This is a genomic window from Psychroserpens sp., assembly GCF_045105015.1.
Taxonomy (GTDB): Bacteria; Bacteroidota; Bacteroidia; order Flavobacteriales; family Flavobacteriaceae; genus Psychroserpens.
In genome coordinates, this window is the sequence record NZ_JBGCCX010000012.1 from 1 (window position 1) to 17,294 (window position 17,294).

General features: G+C 31.7%; 15 protein-coding genes. 3 read left to right on the forward strand and 12 right to left on the reverse strand.

The features are described 5' to 3' along the window. The 9 genes from AB8B90_RS00805 to AB8B90_RS00845 form a co-directional block, all read right to left on the reverse strand. On the reverse strand, positions 1-674 hold a 674-nt coding region (locus AB8B90_RS00805; protein ID WP_405332686.1), incomplete at its 3' end, for a tetratricopeptide repeat protein. Between the two features lie 11 nt (positions 675-685). Then, complete coding sequence (locus AB8B90_RS00810) at positions 686-2,464, reverse strand: BatD family protein (RefSeq protein WP_405332689.1); 1,779 nt, start codon at positions 2,462-2,464, stop codon at positions 686-688. 29 nt (positions 2,465-2,493) lie between these two features. Further along, entirely contained in the window at positions 2,494-3,330 is an 837-nt protein-coding gene (locus AB8B90_RS00815; RefSeq protein ID WP_405332692.1) for a tetratricopeptide repeat protein, read from the reverse strand. Positions 3,331-3,463: 133 nt separating this feature from the next. Then, the gene (locus tag AB8B90_RS00820) at positions 3,464-4,501 is read right to left on the reverse strand and encodes a vWA domain-containing protein (protein WP_405332694.1); all 1,038 of its coding nucleotides are present in this window, start codon (positions 4,499-4,501) and stop codon (positions 3,464-3,466) included. A gap of 12 nt (positions 4,502-4,513) precedes the next feature. Then, complete coding sequence (locus tag AB8B90_RS00825; RefSeq protein WP_405332697.1) at positions 4,514-5,518, reverse strand: vWA domain-containing protein; 1,005 nt, start codon at positions 5,516-5,518, stop codon at positions 4,514-4,516. After that, complete coding sequence (locus AB8B90_RS00830; protein WP_405332700.1) at positions 5,518-7,161, reverse strand: BatD family protein; 1,644 nt, start codon at positions 7,159-7,161, stop codon at positions 5,518-5,520. Before AB8B90_RS00830 ends, AB8B90_RS00825 begins: the two co-directional genes overlap by 1 nt. A 47-nt stretch (positions 7,162-7,208) precedes the next feature. Further along, positions 7,209-8,072 carry a DUF58 domain-containing protein gene (locus tag AB8B90_RS00835; protein ID WP_405332702.1) on the reverse strand — a complete coding sequence of 288 codons (864 nt, stop codon included), beginning with the start codon at positions 8,070-8,072 and terminating at the stop codon, positions 7,209-7,211. Between the two features lie 82 nt (positions 8,073-8,154). Next, complete coding sequence (locus AB8B90_RS00840; protein WP_405332705.1) at positions 8,155-9,156, reverse strand: AAA family ATPase; 1,002 nt, start codon at positions 9,154-9,156, stop codon at positions 8,155-8,157. 151 nt (positions 9,157-9,307) lie between these two features. After that, positions 9,308-9,877 carry a DUF4382 domain-containing protein gene (locus tag AB8B90_RS00845; protein ID WP_405332708.1) on the reverse strand — a complete coding sequence of 190 codons (570 nt, stop codon included), beginning with the start codon at positions 9,875-9,877 and terminating at the stop codon, positions 9,308-9,310. Positions 9,878-9,981: 104 nt separating this feature from the next. On the opposite strand from AB8B90_RS00845, the gene AB8B90_RS00850 reads away from it, so the two are divergent. The 3 genes from AB8B90_RS00850 to AB8B90_RS00860 are packed head-to-tail and all read left to right on the forward strand — an operon-like array spanning position 9,982 to position 12,747. Continuing rightward, on the forward strand, positions 9,982-10,845 hold the full coding sequence (locus AB8B90_RS00850; protein WP_405332711.1) for an aldo/keto reductase family oxidoreductase: 864 nt from the start codon (positions 9,982-9,984) through the stop codon (positions 10,843-10,845). 12 nt (positions 10,846-10,857) lie between these two features. Then, complete coding sequence (locus AB8B90_RS00855; protein WP_405332714.1) at positions 10,858-11,607, forward strand: SDR family NAD(P)-dependent oxidoreductase; 750 nt, start codon at positions 10,858-10,860, stop codon at positions 11,605-11,607. A gap of 6 nt (positions 11,608-11,613) precedes the next feature. After that, the gene (locus AB8B90_RS00860) at positions 11,614-12,747 is read left to right on the forward strand and encodes an ATP-binding protein (RefSeq protein WP_405332717.1); all 1,134 of its coding nucleotides are present in this window, start codon (positions 11,614-11,616) and stop codon (positions 12,745-12,747) included. A 386-nt stretch (positions 12,748-13,133) separates the two neighbouring features. Here AB8B90_RS00860 and AB8B90_RS00865 read toward each other — a convergent pair whose 3' ends face one another. From AB8B90_RS00865 to AB8B90_RS00875, 3 genes are all read right to left on the reverse strand, one after another. Continuing rightward, entirely contained in the window at positions 13,134-14,324 is a 1,191-nt protein-coding gene (locus AB8B90_RS00865; protein ID WP_405332720.1) for a DUF1501 domain-containing protein, read from the reverse strand. 2 nt (positions 14,325-14,326) lie between these two features. Further along, positions 14,327-15,700, reverse strand: coding sequence for a DUF1800 family protein (locus AB8B90_RS00870; protein WP_405332723.1), 1,374 nt, complete (start codon positions 15,698-15,700; stop codon positions 14,327-14,329). Positions 15,701-15,830: 130 nt separating this feature from the next. Next, on the reverse strand, positions 15,831-17,294 hold a 1,464-nt coding region (locus AB8B90_RS00875; RefSeq protein WP_405332726.1), incomplete at its 5' end, for an aldehyde dehydrogenase family protein.

Genomic DNA, 17,294 nt, shown 5'->3' on the forward strand with positions numbered 1-17,294 from the left:
ACTGTGTCTAAAACTTGAACTTTAGTACCTTCATGAAGTACAAATGCTTCTGAGCTTCTTAAATTTGGCTCACTTTTAATCTTAGTTTCTTGAGCAAACACAATTGCTGGTTGATTATCACTAACCAAATTAAATTTATGAAATGCAAAACCTAAAGCAACTACTGCTAACATTAAAGATAGAGTTCCAGACACAAAAGTTAATCGCTTCTTAGCTGTAGAATAAGTAAAATAATAAGAGACAAACAATATAACGAAAAGTATAACTAAACTAACAGACACCTTAGCCCAACTATCGAAACTCATAATGTTAGTTACATTTTTTATGAGCTTAGAAATACCAACTTCAGGTACTGAATCTATAGCATCAACAGTCATATTTCTTGCAAAGGCTATATTGTTTTTAATGTCTTTATCATTTGGCTTCAGCAGTAATGCTTTTTCATAAAAATAAATACTTGGCGCTATATGATTAAGTTTATAATGTGCATTAGCCATATTAAAATATAACTCTGCAGAATGCTCTCCAGACTCTAATATTGTTTTATACTTTTCAAGAGCTTCGTTGTAATTTGCATCATTATACATGGCATTAGCCTCATCAAACAATTCATTGTTTTGAGCCAAAGCGAATGTGCTTAATAAGAATGTTAGTATATAAATTAGTGGCTTCATTAGTTTGTAAACTATCTTATTTCTTTATCAATAATTGCTATTGTTGAAGCAGCATTTTCATAATCTTGCTTCATTTCCACATTAGTAATTGGTGTATATCTTGCTAATTCACAATGCTCCAAAATATTAATAAATTCATGTATTGCTTCTGAGTTGACTTGACGTTCCGTTAACAAGGTTTGTATTTTTTCTTTACTGAAATCACTGGTTTCAATATGAAGTTTTGCCTTAAGATAGTTGTGTAATGCTTTCTCTAAAGCGATATAAAATGCTTCTTTTTGTCCTAGTGATTTTTTAGCTTCACTCAAATATCGCTTAGCAAGTCTGTCGGCTTTTCTTATTCTATTTCCAAAGACATCTGCATTACGCTCTTCTCTTTTCTTACGATAAACCAATGCTAGAGGAATGGCTAAAAAAGGTAATAATAGCGACGTCCAAAACACTTTACTTTTAAAGAAGTTATTTGAAATTAAAGGTTTTAAGTTAGCATCTGTTTTTACAAATGCAAATTGATCACCACTTATAACTACATCTTGTTTTCCATTGTTGACTGAAGCAATATTATTATCCGAATTTGAAGTATTAACAGGGCCTTCAAGAACATTGATTACAATTTCTCCAGACGATACTGTTTTATAGGTATCTGTTTTTGGATTAAAATACGAAAAGGATATACTAGGAATTGGATATTTACCTTTGTATTGTGGAACAATTGTATAGCTGTCTGAAATAGAGCCATTCATTCCTGAAAGATTTGTGTTTACATTTTCATTATGTTCTGGTTCATACACTTCAAGTGAGTTGGGTAACTTCAACTTTGGCAATTCGAACAATTTTAAATTTCCTTTTCCTGTAACTTCAACTCTTGCTTGAAGAGATTCGGAAGCATTCAATTCTGATTTGGAAGTGATGACATTAAACTTAAAATCACCAACTGCACCAGAAAAATTATCTGGTTTGCCTTGTGTTGGTAAAGCCTTAACATTAATTTTTCTACTCCCAGCAGATACACGTTTGTTAACTTGTGTCATTAATCTTCCACCAAAAATATCACGTCGCTTAGTAGGTACTTCAACAGTAACATCTAAACTGAGGGGTTCAATTTCTAATTCTCCTGTTTTTTGAGGATACAAAACTGTTTTTCTAAGGACAACATATCTGTAATTATCATCGCCTTTATAACTTCCATTTTGGATTTTTAAGCCTTTGATATTAATATTCTGACTCCAAAAATCATTAAATCTCGGATTATCAATTTCTCTCCAATTGCTTACTCCAGTATTTTGTGAAACATATAATTTGTAAACGACTGTTATGGATTCATTTAAATATGGATTTGTTTTAGAAACCTCTGCCACCAAATGAATGTTTTCAGAAGCGACATTTTCAGCATTATCAGGATCATTAGGTCGTTTTACAGCTGCAGTAACATTTACTGCTATTACTTGTGTTTTATAGACTTCACCATCAATTTCGATAGTGGCTTGTGTGATTTTAATTTGCCCTCTTTTTTTAGGAGCAAGAAAATAGCTATAGGTTTTTTTATAAGAACGTTTTCCGTTTAACCAAGATTGACTCACAGATGTGTTGGGTCCACCAACTACAGTAAAGCCATTAAAGGTTGGAGGCGTAAAATTATCGCCATCTTTATTCATTTCAAAATCAATACGCAATCGCTCATTTATACCTAATTTCTTCTTACTGACTTTTGCTTCAAACGTAATTTGAGCTGAAGCGATACTTGTCATAAGTATGACGCATAAAATCGATATGTGTTTAATTAGTTTCATTTCAGATTTTAAAAATCTTATTAATAAAGTTACCAGTCTTTTTCAGTTTTTACTTTGGCACCTTTTTGTTTTTCAGCATTAATTTTTTCTTGAACTTTTTGTTCTTGATTATTCATGGCTTCTAACAAATTCTTTATTTGCTGTGGAGATAGTTGTCCTTGTTTTGGCTGAGGCTTGCCTTGCTGGTCTTTATTTTCACCTTCCTTGCCATCTTTTTTATCTTTTTCATCTTTAGGCTTTCCTTGATCATCCTTTTGATCATCGCCTTCTTTTTTATCTTTGTCGCTTTCGTCTTTATTTTCGTTTTCGTCTTCCTTTTCTTCGTTTTCTCCTTTATCTTTCTCTTCGTCATCACCTTCTTTTTCATCTTCCTTTTCCTGCTCATCATTTTCATCTTGATTATCCTGCTGTTGCTCTGCACACTCTTTTGCGATGGCAAAGTTATAGCGTGTTTCATCATCTGTAGGATCATTTCTCAATGCACTTTTAAAAGCTTCAACAGCTTCTTTACACATTTTATTTTGCATCAAAATGTTACCAATATTATGATACGCTTTGTGTTTTTCAATTTTTGACGTTGCATTTTCAGCAGCTTGAGTATGACGATAAAGTGCTTCATCATATTGGCCTTTTTCATAATAAGAATTTCCTAAGTTATAGGCGCCTGCAGTATTTGTTGGTTGTTCTGAAATGGCTTTTCGGTATTCCATTTCTGCAGAAACATAATCTTTTGAATCAATAAGTTCATTGCCTTCATAAACATAGTTATTAGCTTTCTGAAGTTGTAATGCTTTCGCTTTGTCTTTATCTTGAGCAAAAGATAAAGTAGAGGTTAGAACCAAACAAAATATCAAAAATTGTTTCATTTTACATCTTGATTTATAGCTTGATTTATATGTAAATGTATTGACTTTCATGTTATGTAAATAGCAATATAAAAAACTGTGAGACGTGTTATAGTTAAAGATTTTATAAAATATTATAATACTATTTTAAAGGTTAAAAATTCTCGTTAAAAAGATTGAGTCGCTTTAGCCATTCTGTTTTTCGTTCTAAAAAGAAAATATCTATGAACAAGAAAAATATTGCGAAACCTAAAAACCATTGAAATTGATCTTTAAAATCTGCAAATTCTTTAGCTTCAAATTCTGTTTTGTCCATTTTATTTAAGATGTCTCTAATCGCATCAACGACTTTAATTGTATTGCTTCCGTTAATGTAAGAACCATTAGCTTCATCTGCGATCTCCTTAAGCGTATCTTCATTTAGTCTAGTAATAACAGTTTCTCCATTATTATCTTTTTTGTAGTTTAGAACGACTCCATTTCTTTTTATCGGAATTGGTCCTCCTTTAATATCACCAACACCAATAGTGAAAATTCTTATACCTTCATTACTTGCCTCTTCTGCAACACTGGCTGCTATGTCTGTATGATCTTCACCATCAGAAATAATAATAAGAACTCTATTGGTTTGTTCTTCGTTATCAAAATATGTTTTAGCTAATTCAATAGCTTCACTAATTGCTGTTCCTTGAGAAGACAACATATCAGTATTCATGTTTTGTAAGAACATTTTGGCTGAAGCATAATCGGTTGTAATTGGCAACTGAGGAAAAGCTTTACCTGCATAAGCAATAATGCCTACACGATCACTAGCCAAATTATTGATAATTTGTGTCACTAATTGTTTTGACTTTTCTAATCGGTTTGGAGCAATATCTTCGGCTAACATACTTTTTGAGACATCGACTGCAAATACAATATCGACACCTTCTCTTTTAACCGTTTCTAGTTTCGTCCCAATTTTAGGATTTACTAAGGCTACTGATAAACATGCAAATGCAAGACATAACACAACAACTTTCAAAATAGATTTAAACAACGACTGATTGGGACTTAATCGTTTTAAAAGTGACTTGTTTGCAAAGCGTTTTTGAGCCTTATATTTCCAGATTTGAAGTACAGCAAAAAGAACGATAATTACTGGAATTACCATCAACACCCAAAACCATATTTTTTCTTCTAATTGATACATATTTCTTATTCTCTATACAAAACTTCTAAAAATTGTATATCGCAACAATAACTCTAATAAAATGAGTAATCCAGCCAAAATAACTAATGGTCTGTATTTCTCTTCATAGTTGTAAAATTTGAACTCTTCTACTTCAGTTTTTTCTAATTTATTAATCTCACTATATATTTCTTTGAGCTTTTTATTATTGGTAGCTCTAAAATATTTCCCTCCAGTAACTTCAGCAATTTCTTTAAGTAATTCTTCATCAATCTCAACTTGTACTCTTCCGTATTGAAATGAACCATTAGGTTTGATAGCAATTGGTGATAAAGCCATTCCGTTTGTACCTAAACCAATGGTGTACGTTTTAATACCATACTCAACAGCTAGTTCACTTGCAATTTTAGGGTCAATAAATCCAGAGTTATTCACACCATCAGTCAGCAGAATAATCACTTTGCTTTTAGCTTTACTATCTTTTAATCGATTTACTGAGGTTGCTAATCCCATGCCAATGGCTGTTCCTCCTTCAATAATCGTGTTGTATTTTATATCTCTTAAAGAGCGTAATACAATTGATTTATCACTTGTGATTGGTGTTTTTGTATAACTTTCTCCAGCGTACTCAACTAAACCAATTCTATCATTAGGTCGTCCTTGAATAAACTGAGCTGCAACCTTTTTCAAGGCTTCTAATCGATTAGGCAATAAATCTTTAGCTAACATACTTGCAGACACATCAATTGCCATAACAATATCAATTCCTCTCGTGGTTTTTGTTTTTGAAGACACGTCTACAGTTCTTGGTCTTGCCAACGCTGTGATTAATAATCCTAAAGCTAGGAGTCTTAACACGAATAGAATTGGCCTCAAACTTGTGAGCCAAGACTTTGTGATTTTAAAACCTTTGATGCTAGACATTTTAAGTTCTGCCGTTTGCTTTTTTCTGGTAAATATGTGCCAAATAACAGCAAATGGGAGCAATAATAGCAACCAAAACATTTCTTTATTTAAAAACTCAATACCTTCTAACATTACTCTTCTTCTGCTTTTTTAAGTTCTATAGAATTCAAAATACGCTCAACGATTTGTTCTGCATAAACATCGTCATCTTGCCATGTTATTAATATCTGTTGTAACAATTCTTCACCTTCAGCAACAAAATGAATCACAGCGTAATGACCATCTATAAAATTTTCTGAGGTAAACATTGGAAACCTTCCTGTTCCATATGTTTTTAAACCTTCAGCTGCATTTGGTGTGATAAACTGTTCTCTTTTAACCGAAATATCTTTAATGCCTTTTTCTTCAAGTTGTCTAATAGCTGCTTCTGGAGCTTGTTTAATATCAATTGGCTCAGCATCTTCTTCATTAGTGATTTTGGTTGTGCTCACAATTACACTGAAGAAATCTAAAACACTTCCATAACCAAAAGCAGTGATCTCAACAGTCTCTTTTAGATGATCTGGTATAGGTGTGTCTAAGCGTTTTAAAACCTTAGGTGTACTTATGGTGACTGGAGGAATTCCGTACTCACTTCTTACCCAATCACCTTCTAACAGTTCTTTGCTTTCATGACCAATAAGTGAATCTTTAACATAGGTGAATCCGTATTTTAAACCAAATCCAACAAAGGTGGCAACAATTAGAAACACTGAAATCAATATTGTGAAAATTACTTTTTTACGTTTCTTTTTACTTTCCTGTTCTTCTTTGTATTGTTGATTTAAGAGCTTTTCTTCTTCAGTAGGTTCTGGCAATGCTTCTTTTACATGGTCAATTTCAATATCGATGGTGTTTCTGTCTAATTTAGCCAATTCAACATCTGGAGCAGACTTTGCAAATTTTACTAAATCGGCTCGTTTTAAAATCGTTTCAAGATTTCTAATATCTTCTTTACTTAACTCAATTTGATTAGCATCTTTTAAAAGGTTTAGTCTAAAAATTAATTCATCTGTAGTACTTTCAAGCGCCTTATCATACACTTTTTCATCTAAGTATTTTCTAATAATGAATGTTAACTCTGAATAGTAATCTTTTAATTCTGCATTGTCTAAATAAGTACTTTCATCTAGTTTTTTTAAGGCTAGTTTTGCTCTATCGTAAGGTGGAAGCAGTGCTATTTTAGCTTCTTCAGTTAAAGGTTTTTTCCTCCAAATAAACCAATACAACAAAAATGCAACCAATGCAATAGCCAATAAAACACATAAAATAATTAGCCATGGTGTATTTGTGTTTTTTTCAACTTTAATGAAGGGTTTAATATCATAAAGCCCTTGTTCTGTAGTGTCTACTTCAACATTGTTAACTTCAACACGAAGTGAATCTGTAAACAGTGTTTTTGAACCTATTACAATTTTTTGTCTCGGAATAGTGTATGAACCCGAATCAAATTGTGTCAATCCATACGATTTAATTAATCTATATGTAGCATCTTTTTTAGTTGTATCTATTTTATAAGACTCTATCATTTCTAGAGGCATAAAGGTTTGGCCTTCTGGAAAAACAACCAAATCAGTGGTGTCAGCTTCAACCTCGACTTTAAACGTAATTTGCTGACCAATTTTTATTTTTGTAGAATCTATTGAAGATGTGACTTGCGCAAATGAAGTTGCAGATATTAGGCACAAAGCAAAAGTGAAAAAGATAGAAACCTTATTCTTTTGCAATATCATCATATGTCTTAACTTTCTGGTTATCACTCTTTATATTATTACTTATACTATTATCGCCTTTTAAAGTAGCCTAATAATTTTTTCACATAACTCTCATCAACACGGCAATCAATCGTTCCTGCACCAGATTTTGTAAACGTATCTTTATAGTAATTTACTTTTTCTTGATAGTACTTATTATAGTTATTTCGAATTTTTTTAGACATGGTATCGACCAATAATAACTCTCCTGTTTCTTCATCTTGCATTTGAACCATTCCTAAATTTGGAATACTTTCTTCATGTTTATCATAGATTCTTATGCCTGTAATATCATGTTTTCCTGAGGCAATTTTGAGCGTTTGCTTATAGTCATCTGCTATAAAATCACTCAATAAAAACACAATTGCTTTCTTTTTCATCACGTTAGATAAAAACTTTAAAGCTTCAGAAATATTAGTGTTTTTGCTCTTTGGATTAAATTCAATCAACTCACGAATTATTCGTAATACATGAGAGCGTCCTTTTTTTGGTGGAATATATAGTTCAATTTCATCTGAAAACAATATCAATCCAATTTTATCATTATTTTGTGTTGCAGAAAACGCAAGAGTTGCTGCTATTTCCGTAGCAATTTCATTTTTGAATTGTTCAACAGTTCCAAATAACTTTGATCCTGAAATATCAACCATGAGCATCATAGTAAGTTCTCGTTCTTCTTCGAAAACTTTCACATAAGGCTCGTTATATCTTGCTGTAACATTCCAATCAATATTACGAACATCGTCACCAAATTGATACTGTCTTACTTCAGAAAAAGTCATACCACGACCTTTGAAAGTCGAGTGATATTCGCCTCCAAAAATATGATCAGACAATCGTCTTGTCTTAATCTCAATTTTTCGAACTTTTTTTAGTAATTCCTTAGTATCCATTTATGTTTGCTTTCGCTCATTTAGTATTGAATGGTTAGCACAAAATAGTTAATGACTTATTTGTACTGATGTCAAGCATCTACTATGGCACTTCTATTTCGTTAACTATCTTATTAATAATGTCTTCTGAAGTGACATTTTCAGCTTCAGCTTCATAAGTAATTCCAATTCTATGACGAAGTACATCGTGAACAATAGCTCTAACATCTTCAGGAATTACATAACCACGACGTTTTATAAATGCATAACATTTTGCTGCAGTTGCTAAGTTGATACTTCCACGAGGAGAAGCTCCGAATGAAATCAACGGTTTTAAATCGGATAATCTATATTTTTCTGGATAACGTGTAGCGAAAATGATATCGAGGATATACTTTTCGATTTTTTCATCCATATACACTTCTCTAACGGCTTTCTGAGCATTTAAAATTTGAGCTACAGAAACCACAGGATTTACCTTATCCCAACTTCCTTTTAGATTTGCTCTCATAATAAGTTGCTCTTCGTCTTGCTTTGGGTAGTCGATAACTGTCTTCAACATAAAACGATCGACTTGAGCTTCTGGTAAAGGATAAGTCCCTTCTTGTTCAACTGGATTTTGAGTTGCCATTACTAAAAATGGTTTGTCTAAAATAAACGTCTCATCTCCAATAGTCACTTGTTTTTCTTGCATTGCCTCTAACAGTGCGGATTGCACTTTAGCTGGCGCTCTATTAATTTCATCTGCTAAGACAAAGTTTGCGAAAATAGGACCTTTCTTAATTGAAAAATCGTTTTCTTTCATATTATAAATAAGGGTTCCAACAACATCAGCAGGTAATAAATCTGGTGTAAATTGAATTCTACTAAAACTACCATCAACAGCTTGCGATAAGGTATTAATGGCTAAGGTTTTTGCTAAACCTGGCACACCTTCTAATAAAATATGTCCTTGTCCTAATAATCCAATAAGTAATCTTTCAACCATATGCTTTTGACCTACAATTACCTTGTTCATTTCAAGGATTAGTAAATCAACAAAAGCACTTTCTTTTTCAATTTTCTCATTAATCGATTTAATATCGATTGTTCCTGTTTCTTCCATTATCTATATATTTTATAAGAATAATTATATCTAACTTATTTACTATCGCAAATTGTTAAAATTTTTCTTCTGTTGCTGTTAAGAATTGGTTAAAAAATAAAGAGCAGTACGATGAGTACTGCTCTTTAAATATATATAGTTTATAAACTGTTTAAAACAGGTTGTAAAGTCGCATCATTGTATTCATTTTAGGAGTTAAAACTGCTTCATTTTGAGATGGAAATTTAATAGATTCATCAATATCTAATTCTATTGTGAATTCATAAAGCTTGTTTTCAACTAGTTGTTTTTCAAGTACATTAACGGATGAATTATTATATTCAGATTCTATATCAACGATATACTCAACATGATTTTTGACTACAGAATTGTCATTACCTAACACTAATTTTATATTGTAGATAAATTCTGCTGGCACCTGTTCAAAATCAACTAAAGTAATAAATTGATTATCTGTGAAATTTGTTAAGTCGTGAATTCCAGTATTAATTGTATTCAAACTCAACCAAGCATTAGGACTAGTTTCATCCTCTAAAATTCTTAATTGTACATCTAAAATTTCTAGATTCAATCTATTTAATTGAGTTTCAGTTCCAACAAGCTTAACATTTACTAGGCTATTTTCTATATAATCAGAATCTTCTTCTTTGGAACAACTACTTAGTAATACTAAAGCAATAACACTAAATAATAAACTTTTGAATTTAAGGGGAAATATCATGATTTAGGTGAATTAATAATTACAAAACAATAATACTTTATTACATAGGATTTGAGTATTTTTATACATGAATTGCTGAAAAACCCTTATAAACTGAAAAAAAAGTGACATATTCTCGATTAATTGCAGGTACCATGACTTGGGGAAGTTGGGGAAAGCAACTTACACAAAAAGACATGATTTCATTAATGCATGATTGTCTTAAAAATACCATTACCACATTTGACCATGCTGATATTTATGGTGCCTATACTACTGAAGCTGATTTCGGAAACGCTTTTGTTAATAGTGGTATTAAACGAGATGAGATTCAACTCATCTCAAAATGTGGCATTCAATATATGAGTGACAATAGAGACAATACTATTAAGCATTATAATTACAATAAAGACTACATTATTTGGTCTGCTGAAACATCTCTAAAATATTTAAAAACAGATTATTTAGATCTTTTTTTATTACACAGACCTAGCCCTTTAATGCATCCCAATGAGGTTTCTGAAGCCATTACAAAACTTAAAGAACAAGGTAAAATCAAAAGTTTTGGTGTTTCAAATTTCACACCTTCACAAGTTGAATTAATTTCTAATACTACTGAGATTTCTGCAAATCAAATTGAATTTTCTCTAACACAACATTCAGCAATGCACAATGGTTTGTTAGATCAAATGTTATTAAATAACATTACAGCTATGGCTTGGTCTCCATTAGGCAGTGTTTTTAGAGAAGACAACGAGCAAACCAGACGCATCCATAAACAACTTGGTGAACTCATAAACATCTATAACTGTACTGAGGATCAACTATTATTGGCATGGATTTTAAAACATCCTGCTAATATTCACCCTATTATAGGAACAACAAATCCAAAGCGAATTACTGATGCCAATAACGCTGAGAAAATTGATCTAAAACTTGAAGATTGGTTTAAAATATTGGTCGCATCTCAAGGTCATAAAGTACCATAAATAACTTTTAATATGAATAAAACTGCCCTTATAACTGGAGCAACAAGTGGAATCGGAAGAGCCACAGCACATGAATTTGCTAAACATGGCATTAAATTAATCCTTTGTGGAAGACGACAAGAACGTTTAGACACCATTCAAAAAGCACTAAGTAAAGAAACCGAAGTACATACACTGAATTTTGATGTAAGAGACAAAACTGCTGTTGAAAATGCTATTGCATCTTTACCAGAAGTATTTAAAACCATAGATATTCTAATTAATAACGCCGGAAATGCACATGGTTTAGACCCAATTCAAACAGGAAATCTAGACGATTGGGACGCTATGATGGATATTAATGTAAAAGGATTATTATATGTAAGTAAGGCTATTATTCCTAAAATGACTCGACGCGAATCTGGTCATATTATAAATATTGGTTCGTCAGCAGGAAAAGAAGTCTATCCCAAAGGCAATGTGTATTGCGGAAGTAAACATGCTGTACTTGCAATAACTGAAGGCATGCGAATAGATTTAAATCCTTTCGGAATAAAAGTGACTGCTATTAATCCTGGTTTAGTTGAAACTGAATTTTCTAAGGTGAGATTTAAAGGTGATGCCGCTGCTGATAATGTTTATAAAGGCTATAAAGCATTACAAGCTGAAGATATCGCAGAAGTTATTCAGTTTGCAATATCAAGACCAGCACATGTTAATATAGCAGATGTCTTGATGTTTTGCACTGCACAAGCAAGTTCTACAATTGTGAAAAAGACTTAAGATTTTATGATCAATAAACGTCTTTTAATTAAAAACCTATTAGCTCATAATGATGAGAACAGTTTTTATGACAAAAAACGAAAAGTTGACATCTCACATAAAGAAGGTAAGGCAAAATTTTTAAAGCATATCTGCGCACTATCAAATAGTAATCCCAAGAACAACTCATACATTGTTATTGGTGTAGAAGACGAGGACAATAAAATTATTGGTGTCAATTTTTTTGATGATAGTAAAATACAGAATCTTATTAATGCATATTTAATTCATCCACCTATTGTTCAATATGAAAATATTCCATTTCCGCACTTACCCGACAATAAAGTTGTTGGTCTAGTCACTATTAGACCTATTGACAAAATCACCTCACTTCGAAAGAATATCTGGAAATATTATGGTGGCTCTGTGTTTTTTAGAGATGGAAGTATGAGTATGCCTAAAGTATTCGATATTGAAATCAAAGATGTCAATTCTAAAATCGTAGCTGAAATTGAATCGCATGCACAAAACAATATTCAATATACATTAGATGGAGTTTTCGATTTTCTAAATAAAAGAAAAGATTTTAATCCTCAATATAAAGTGTTTAAAGAGTATTTTGTACTGTGTTGGTCTGGACAAAAGAAAACGGTTAAAGACAAAGACTATTATTCTAGAGTAGATATCGAATTAATTAATGAACAAGTACGTTTATTTTTTTCAACTTTAGATGAGGTTACTATCACATATAGTGATGGCTCATTTAAGATTATAGAATACGTAAGTCTTGGACTTCAAAATTCATTTAAATATTATGAATTGGAAGAAACCATCATTCATTTTGAAGACAACGCACATTATAATATCGATACCAAACTCTTATTTAAGCCTCCACAATTTGATAAAAAAGTGTTACATCACATTTATAATTCAAATAATGCTTTATTAGAAAAATTAAAAAAAGGAGTATCGCTAAACAAAAACGAGATGCTCGATTTAAGAAATCTACCTGCAACATATCTTATTTGTTACCTCAATTTATTTCATGAAGCTATAGACAAATTAAACGAAGCTAAACCTTATTTAAAAAAGTATAGTGATTCAATTTATGATTCATACCAAGAGGTAACACGAATTTTAAGGAAAGTAAAATACAGTTAATCGAAGAAATTAAACCCAAATTACCATTCAACCATTTTTTTCTGCTAATCGTAGTATTTATTACAAATGAACTATAGTTTTTCCGATTTTTGAAGTGCTATTAATCAATTACATACAACCTTATTTCAATATCGACTTGTCGAATAAGAAATAAGGTTTTTGTATTATATAGACTTTGCTTTCTTTGTGTATTCTGTAAGAAAAGTTCTTTTTTTACTTAGATAAAACGTTTACATACCATTCATACAGTTTTTTTTACCACTCATAGTTTTTTTATTGAGCACTCTTTTTTTTTCCGATGTTTGACTTGCTATTAATCAATTACAAACGACCTTGTTTCCTTCGGATTGCCGAAAACAGAAACGAGGTTTTTGTTTTTTATGACCTTATATAAAATCTAACTTTGAGAATTTTTTATTCAGTATTGTAACATCATTTACTGCAAGCCACTTGTCTAACACAGTTGCGTATATAGATCTAAAATCTATGGTATACTTCAAATCTCCGTTATCATCTAAATTTGATAAACTAGCTAGTTCATTATATAAACCTGGTGTTTTTAAATGATTACCTATAACAAATACATTACTAGCTGCGCCATGATCTGTTCCGTTTGCTGCATTTTGTTTTAAACGACGGCCAAACTCAGAAAATGTAATTATTAAAGTATCATTAAATGAACCTTGTTGCTTTAAATCTGAGACAAAAGCTTCAATTCCGTCAGCATAAGTTTGTAGTAACCTTGATTGCTTTTTTGGTTGTCCAACATGTGTATCAAAACCATCTAATGAAGAATAAAACACCTTCGTTTCTATTCCAGAATTAATGAGTTTTGACATTGTTTTTAATTGATTTGCAAACTCATTATTTGGATATTCTTGTTTGATAGATGCTGCTTTATGTTTCTCAAAAATATATTTAGCAGATGATTCTGCAGAAATCATTGTTTTGTATAAATACCCTAAATTATGCTCGCTTAAATGATCGTCTTGATAATATTGTAATACTTTTTTGAAATAAGGGTCTTGCGAAGTTCTAAATAAGACTTTTGGGTTTTTGGTTGCGATTCCATTTATCGATTGACCTTTTAATGCTAAAGACAAACTATCATCGATCTGGATGGCATTATATGGTTGATTGCCATAGACGTCTAAATAACGACCAATCCATCCTGTTTGTAAATATTGATCTGAATCCACTGCAGTTTGCCAAATATCTGTCGACCTAAAATGAGAACGATTTGGGTTTGGATAACCTACATTATTGATAATAGATACATAACCTTTATCATATAAATTTTTTAGTGGCGCTAAACTAGGGTGAAAACCCAACTCGTCACTAACTCTTATAATATTATTCTTTTGAATTGCAATAGAAGGCCTATTTCGATAATAGTCATCATTATTAAATGGAACAATTGTATTTAATCCATCATTTCCTCCTGCTAATTGAATTATGACTAATCGTTTGTATCCTAAACTGCTTGTTGCAACATTTTCAAATGCTTTAACAAAGCTTGGTACAAAGAATAAACTACTAGCTAATGTCGATTGTTTTAAAAAGTCTCTTCTATCCATAATTAACACATTTGATATTCAGGCAGTGACATGAGTTGAACACAATAATCACGTTTAGAATTTTTACTCAAAATCTCTAAATAGGCTTCAGTACCTTCACTCATTTCTGAAACTATAAGTTGTTGTTTTATATCTGAAAAAGAACTTGTGTTAAAGCGTTTCTCAAAAGTATCCCAATCCACAGTGACTTCAACAAATCTGTTTACTTTATTTTTTGAATTGAACTTATCATAAGAATCAATAAATCCTCCTTTTTCTTTAGTTGAAATTTTTGCGTTTGTCAAAATTATTGATGGTAACTTAAGACGAAGCATCATCGTATTACTATCAATCCAACTTTTTCCACCTTTCCATCCAGCTACATTAGGAGGATCAAGTAAGACTTGTCCTAATAGCTTTTGAATTTTAAGAACATCTTTTGTTTTTTCGAATGTAATTGGAATGGTTCTTCGCATTCCGACTAAAAACTCTATAGGAGATTTTATTTTTGATCCAATATTGCTTTCATCATAAAACCAATCTGACATGAATAAATATCTCATTAAATTTTCTATACTATAATCTTTAAAGAAGATCGTTGTCATTTCTTCAACGTTAACTTCATCAATAATATCATTTACAAAATAACTATAGATTTTTTTACAAATAAATCGAGCACATTGTTTTTGCTCCAGTATGATATCAATTATATCATCACCATCATAACGGCCTGTATGACCAAAAAACGTTTTAAAATTATAATCATGTTGTCTTAATCTGAGTATAAATTCACCTTCAAAATTATGATTATAACCAGTAAATGCTCTTGCGCTTGCTTTAATATCGTCTTCGGTATAATGACCTTCACCCAAGGTAAATAACTCCATTAATTCTCTAGCGAAATTCTCGTTTGGCTTTTGTTTACGATTTTGATTGTTATTAAGGTACTTGACCATAGCTGCTTCTTTTGATATTGCTTTAACAAAATCACCAAAATTATCTAAAGCATGAGCTCTCAATGTATTATTGTATTGTTGTACATGAAAAACATTATTATCTCTACATGCAAAATGATTTAACCAAAACAAAGTCATTTTTTCTCTTAAAACCTGTTTTGTAAAAACAAGTCGGTCTACCAATGACACATTAAATTCTTTTAATTTTTGTTTACTGTCTTTGATAAACGCTTCTTGTTTTCGCTTATCTCTAATAATATTCTGTATGTTATAATGATCCAGATCGGAAGTGTCAATATGCAATGGAAGAAAGGCAGCTGACTCATTAAATAATGCCTCAACAACATCAGATCGACTAGTGTCAGATAATCGTGAAATATCTTCTGGATTAATTCCAAATCCAGCTCTGCAATACAAATGTTGAATTTCCCTTATTGTCATATTAATTAGACTTTATAAGTATTTAAAGGTTTAATTATACGTTCTCAAAAATGATTCCAAAGTTGATTGTAAAAAAAAACCGCTTCATAATAATGAAACGGTTTTAGTTGTTATTTGTTTTTGATCAATGTTACAAATCAAACTTAATTCCTTGTGCTAATGGCAATTCATCAGAGTAGTTAATCGTATTTGTTTGTCTGCGCATATATACTTTCCAAGCATCAGATCCAGACTCACGTCCTCCTCCAGTTTCTTTTTCACCACCAAATGCACCACCAATCTCAGCTCCAGAAGTTCCTATATTTACGTTTGCAATTCCACAATCAGATCCAGCATAAGACAAGAATTTTTCAGCTTCTTTCATTTGGTTGGTCATAATCGCAGAAGACAATCCTTGAGCTACACCATTTTGCTTTTCGATAGCATTTTCAACATCTCCAGAATATTTCATTAGATATAAAACTGGTGCAAAAGTTTCATGCTGTACAATTTCAAAATGATTTTCAGCTTCAATAATTGCAGGTTTTACGTAACAGCCACTTTCATAACCTTCACCTTCTAAAACACCACCTTCAACTAATACATTTCCACCTTCTGTTTTTGCTTTTTCAATAGCAGCTAAATAAGTATTAACGGCATCTTTATCGATTAACGGACCAATATGATTATTTTCATCTAATGGGTTTCCAATAGTTAATTGTCCGTAAGCACCAACAATTGCGTCTCTTACTTTATCGTAAACAGATTCATGAATAATTAGACGTCTTGTTGAAGTACAACGTTGTCCGCATGTTCCAACGGCACCAAAAACAGCACCAGGAACCACCACTTTTAAATCGGCAGTTGGTGTAATAATGATGGCATTGTTTCCTCCTAATTCTAATAATGATTTACCAAAACGTTCGGCTACAGTAGCTCCAACAATTCGTCCCATTCTTGTAGAACCTGTTGCAGAAACCAAAGGGATTCGAGCACCTGTGGTTAAAAACTCACCAACTTTATAATCACCATTAATGATACAAGAAATACCTTCAGGTAAATTGTTTTCTTTCAAGATATCAGCAATAATATTCTGACAAGCTACTGCACATAAAGGTGCTTTTTCAGAAGCTTTCCAAACACAAACATCGCCGCAAATCCAAGCTAAAGCAGAATTCCAAGCCCAAACAGCTACAGGGAAATTAAATGCTGAAATAATTCCAACAACACCAATTGGATGCCATTGCTCTCTCATGACATGTCCTGGTCTTTCAGATGGAATAGTTTGTCCGTTTAACTGTCTTGATAATCCAACTGCAAAATCACAGATATCTATCATTTCTTGAACCTCTCCATAGCCTTCTTGCAAAGATTTACCCATTTCGTAAGACACTAACTTTCCTAATGGTTCTTTTAAATCTCTTAATTTGTTTCCAAACTGACGAACGATTTCTCCTCGTTGAGGAGCTGGAATATCTCTCCATGATTTAAATGCTTTAGTAGCAGCATCCATTACTCTTTCATAATCTTCTCTAGTGGTAGCTTTTACTTTTCCAATTAACTGTCCGTCAACTGGAGAATATGATTCAATAAGTTCTCCATTTGAAAAGTTATT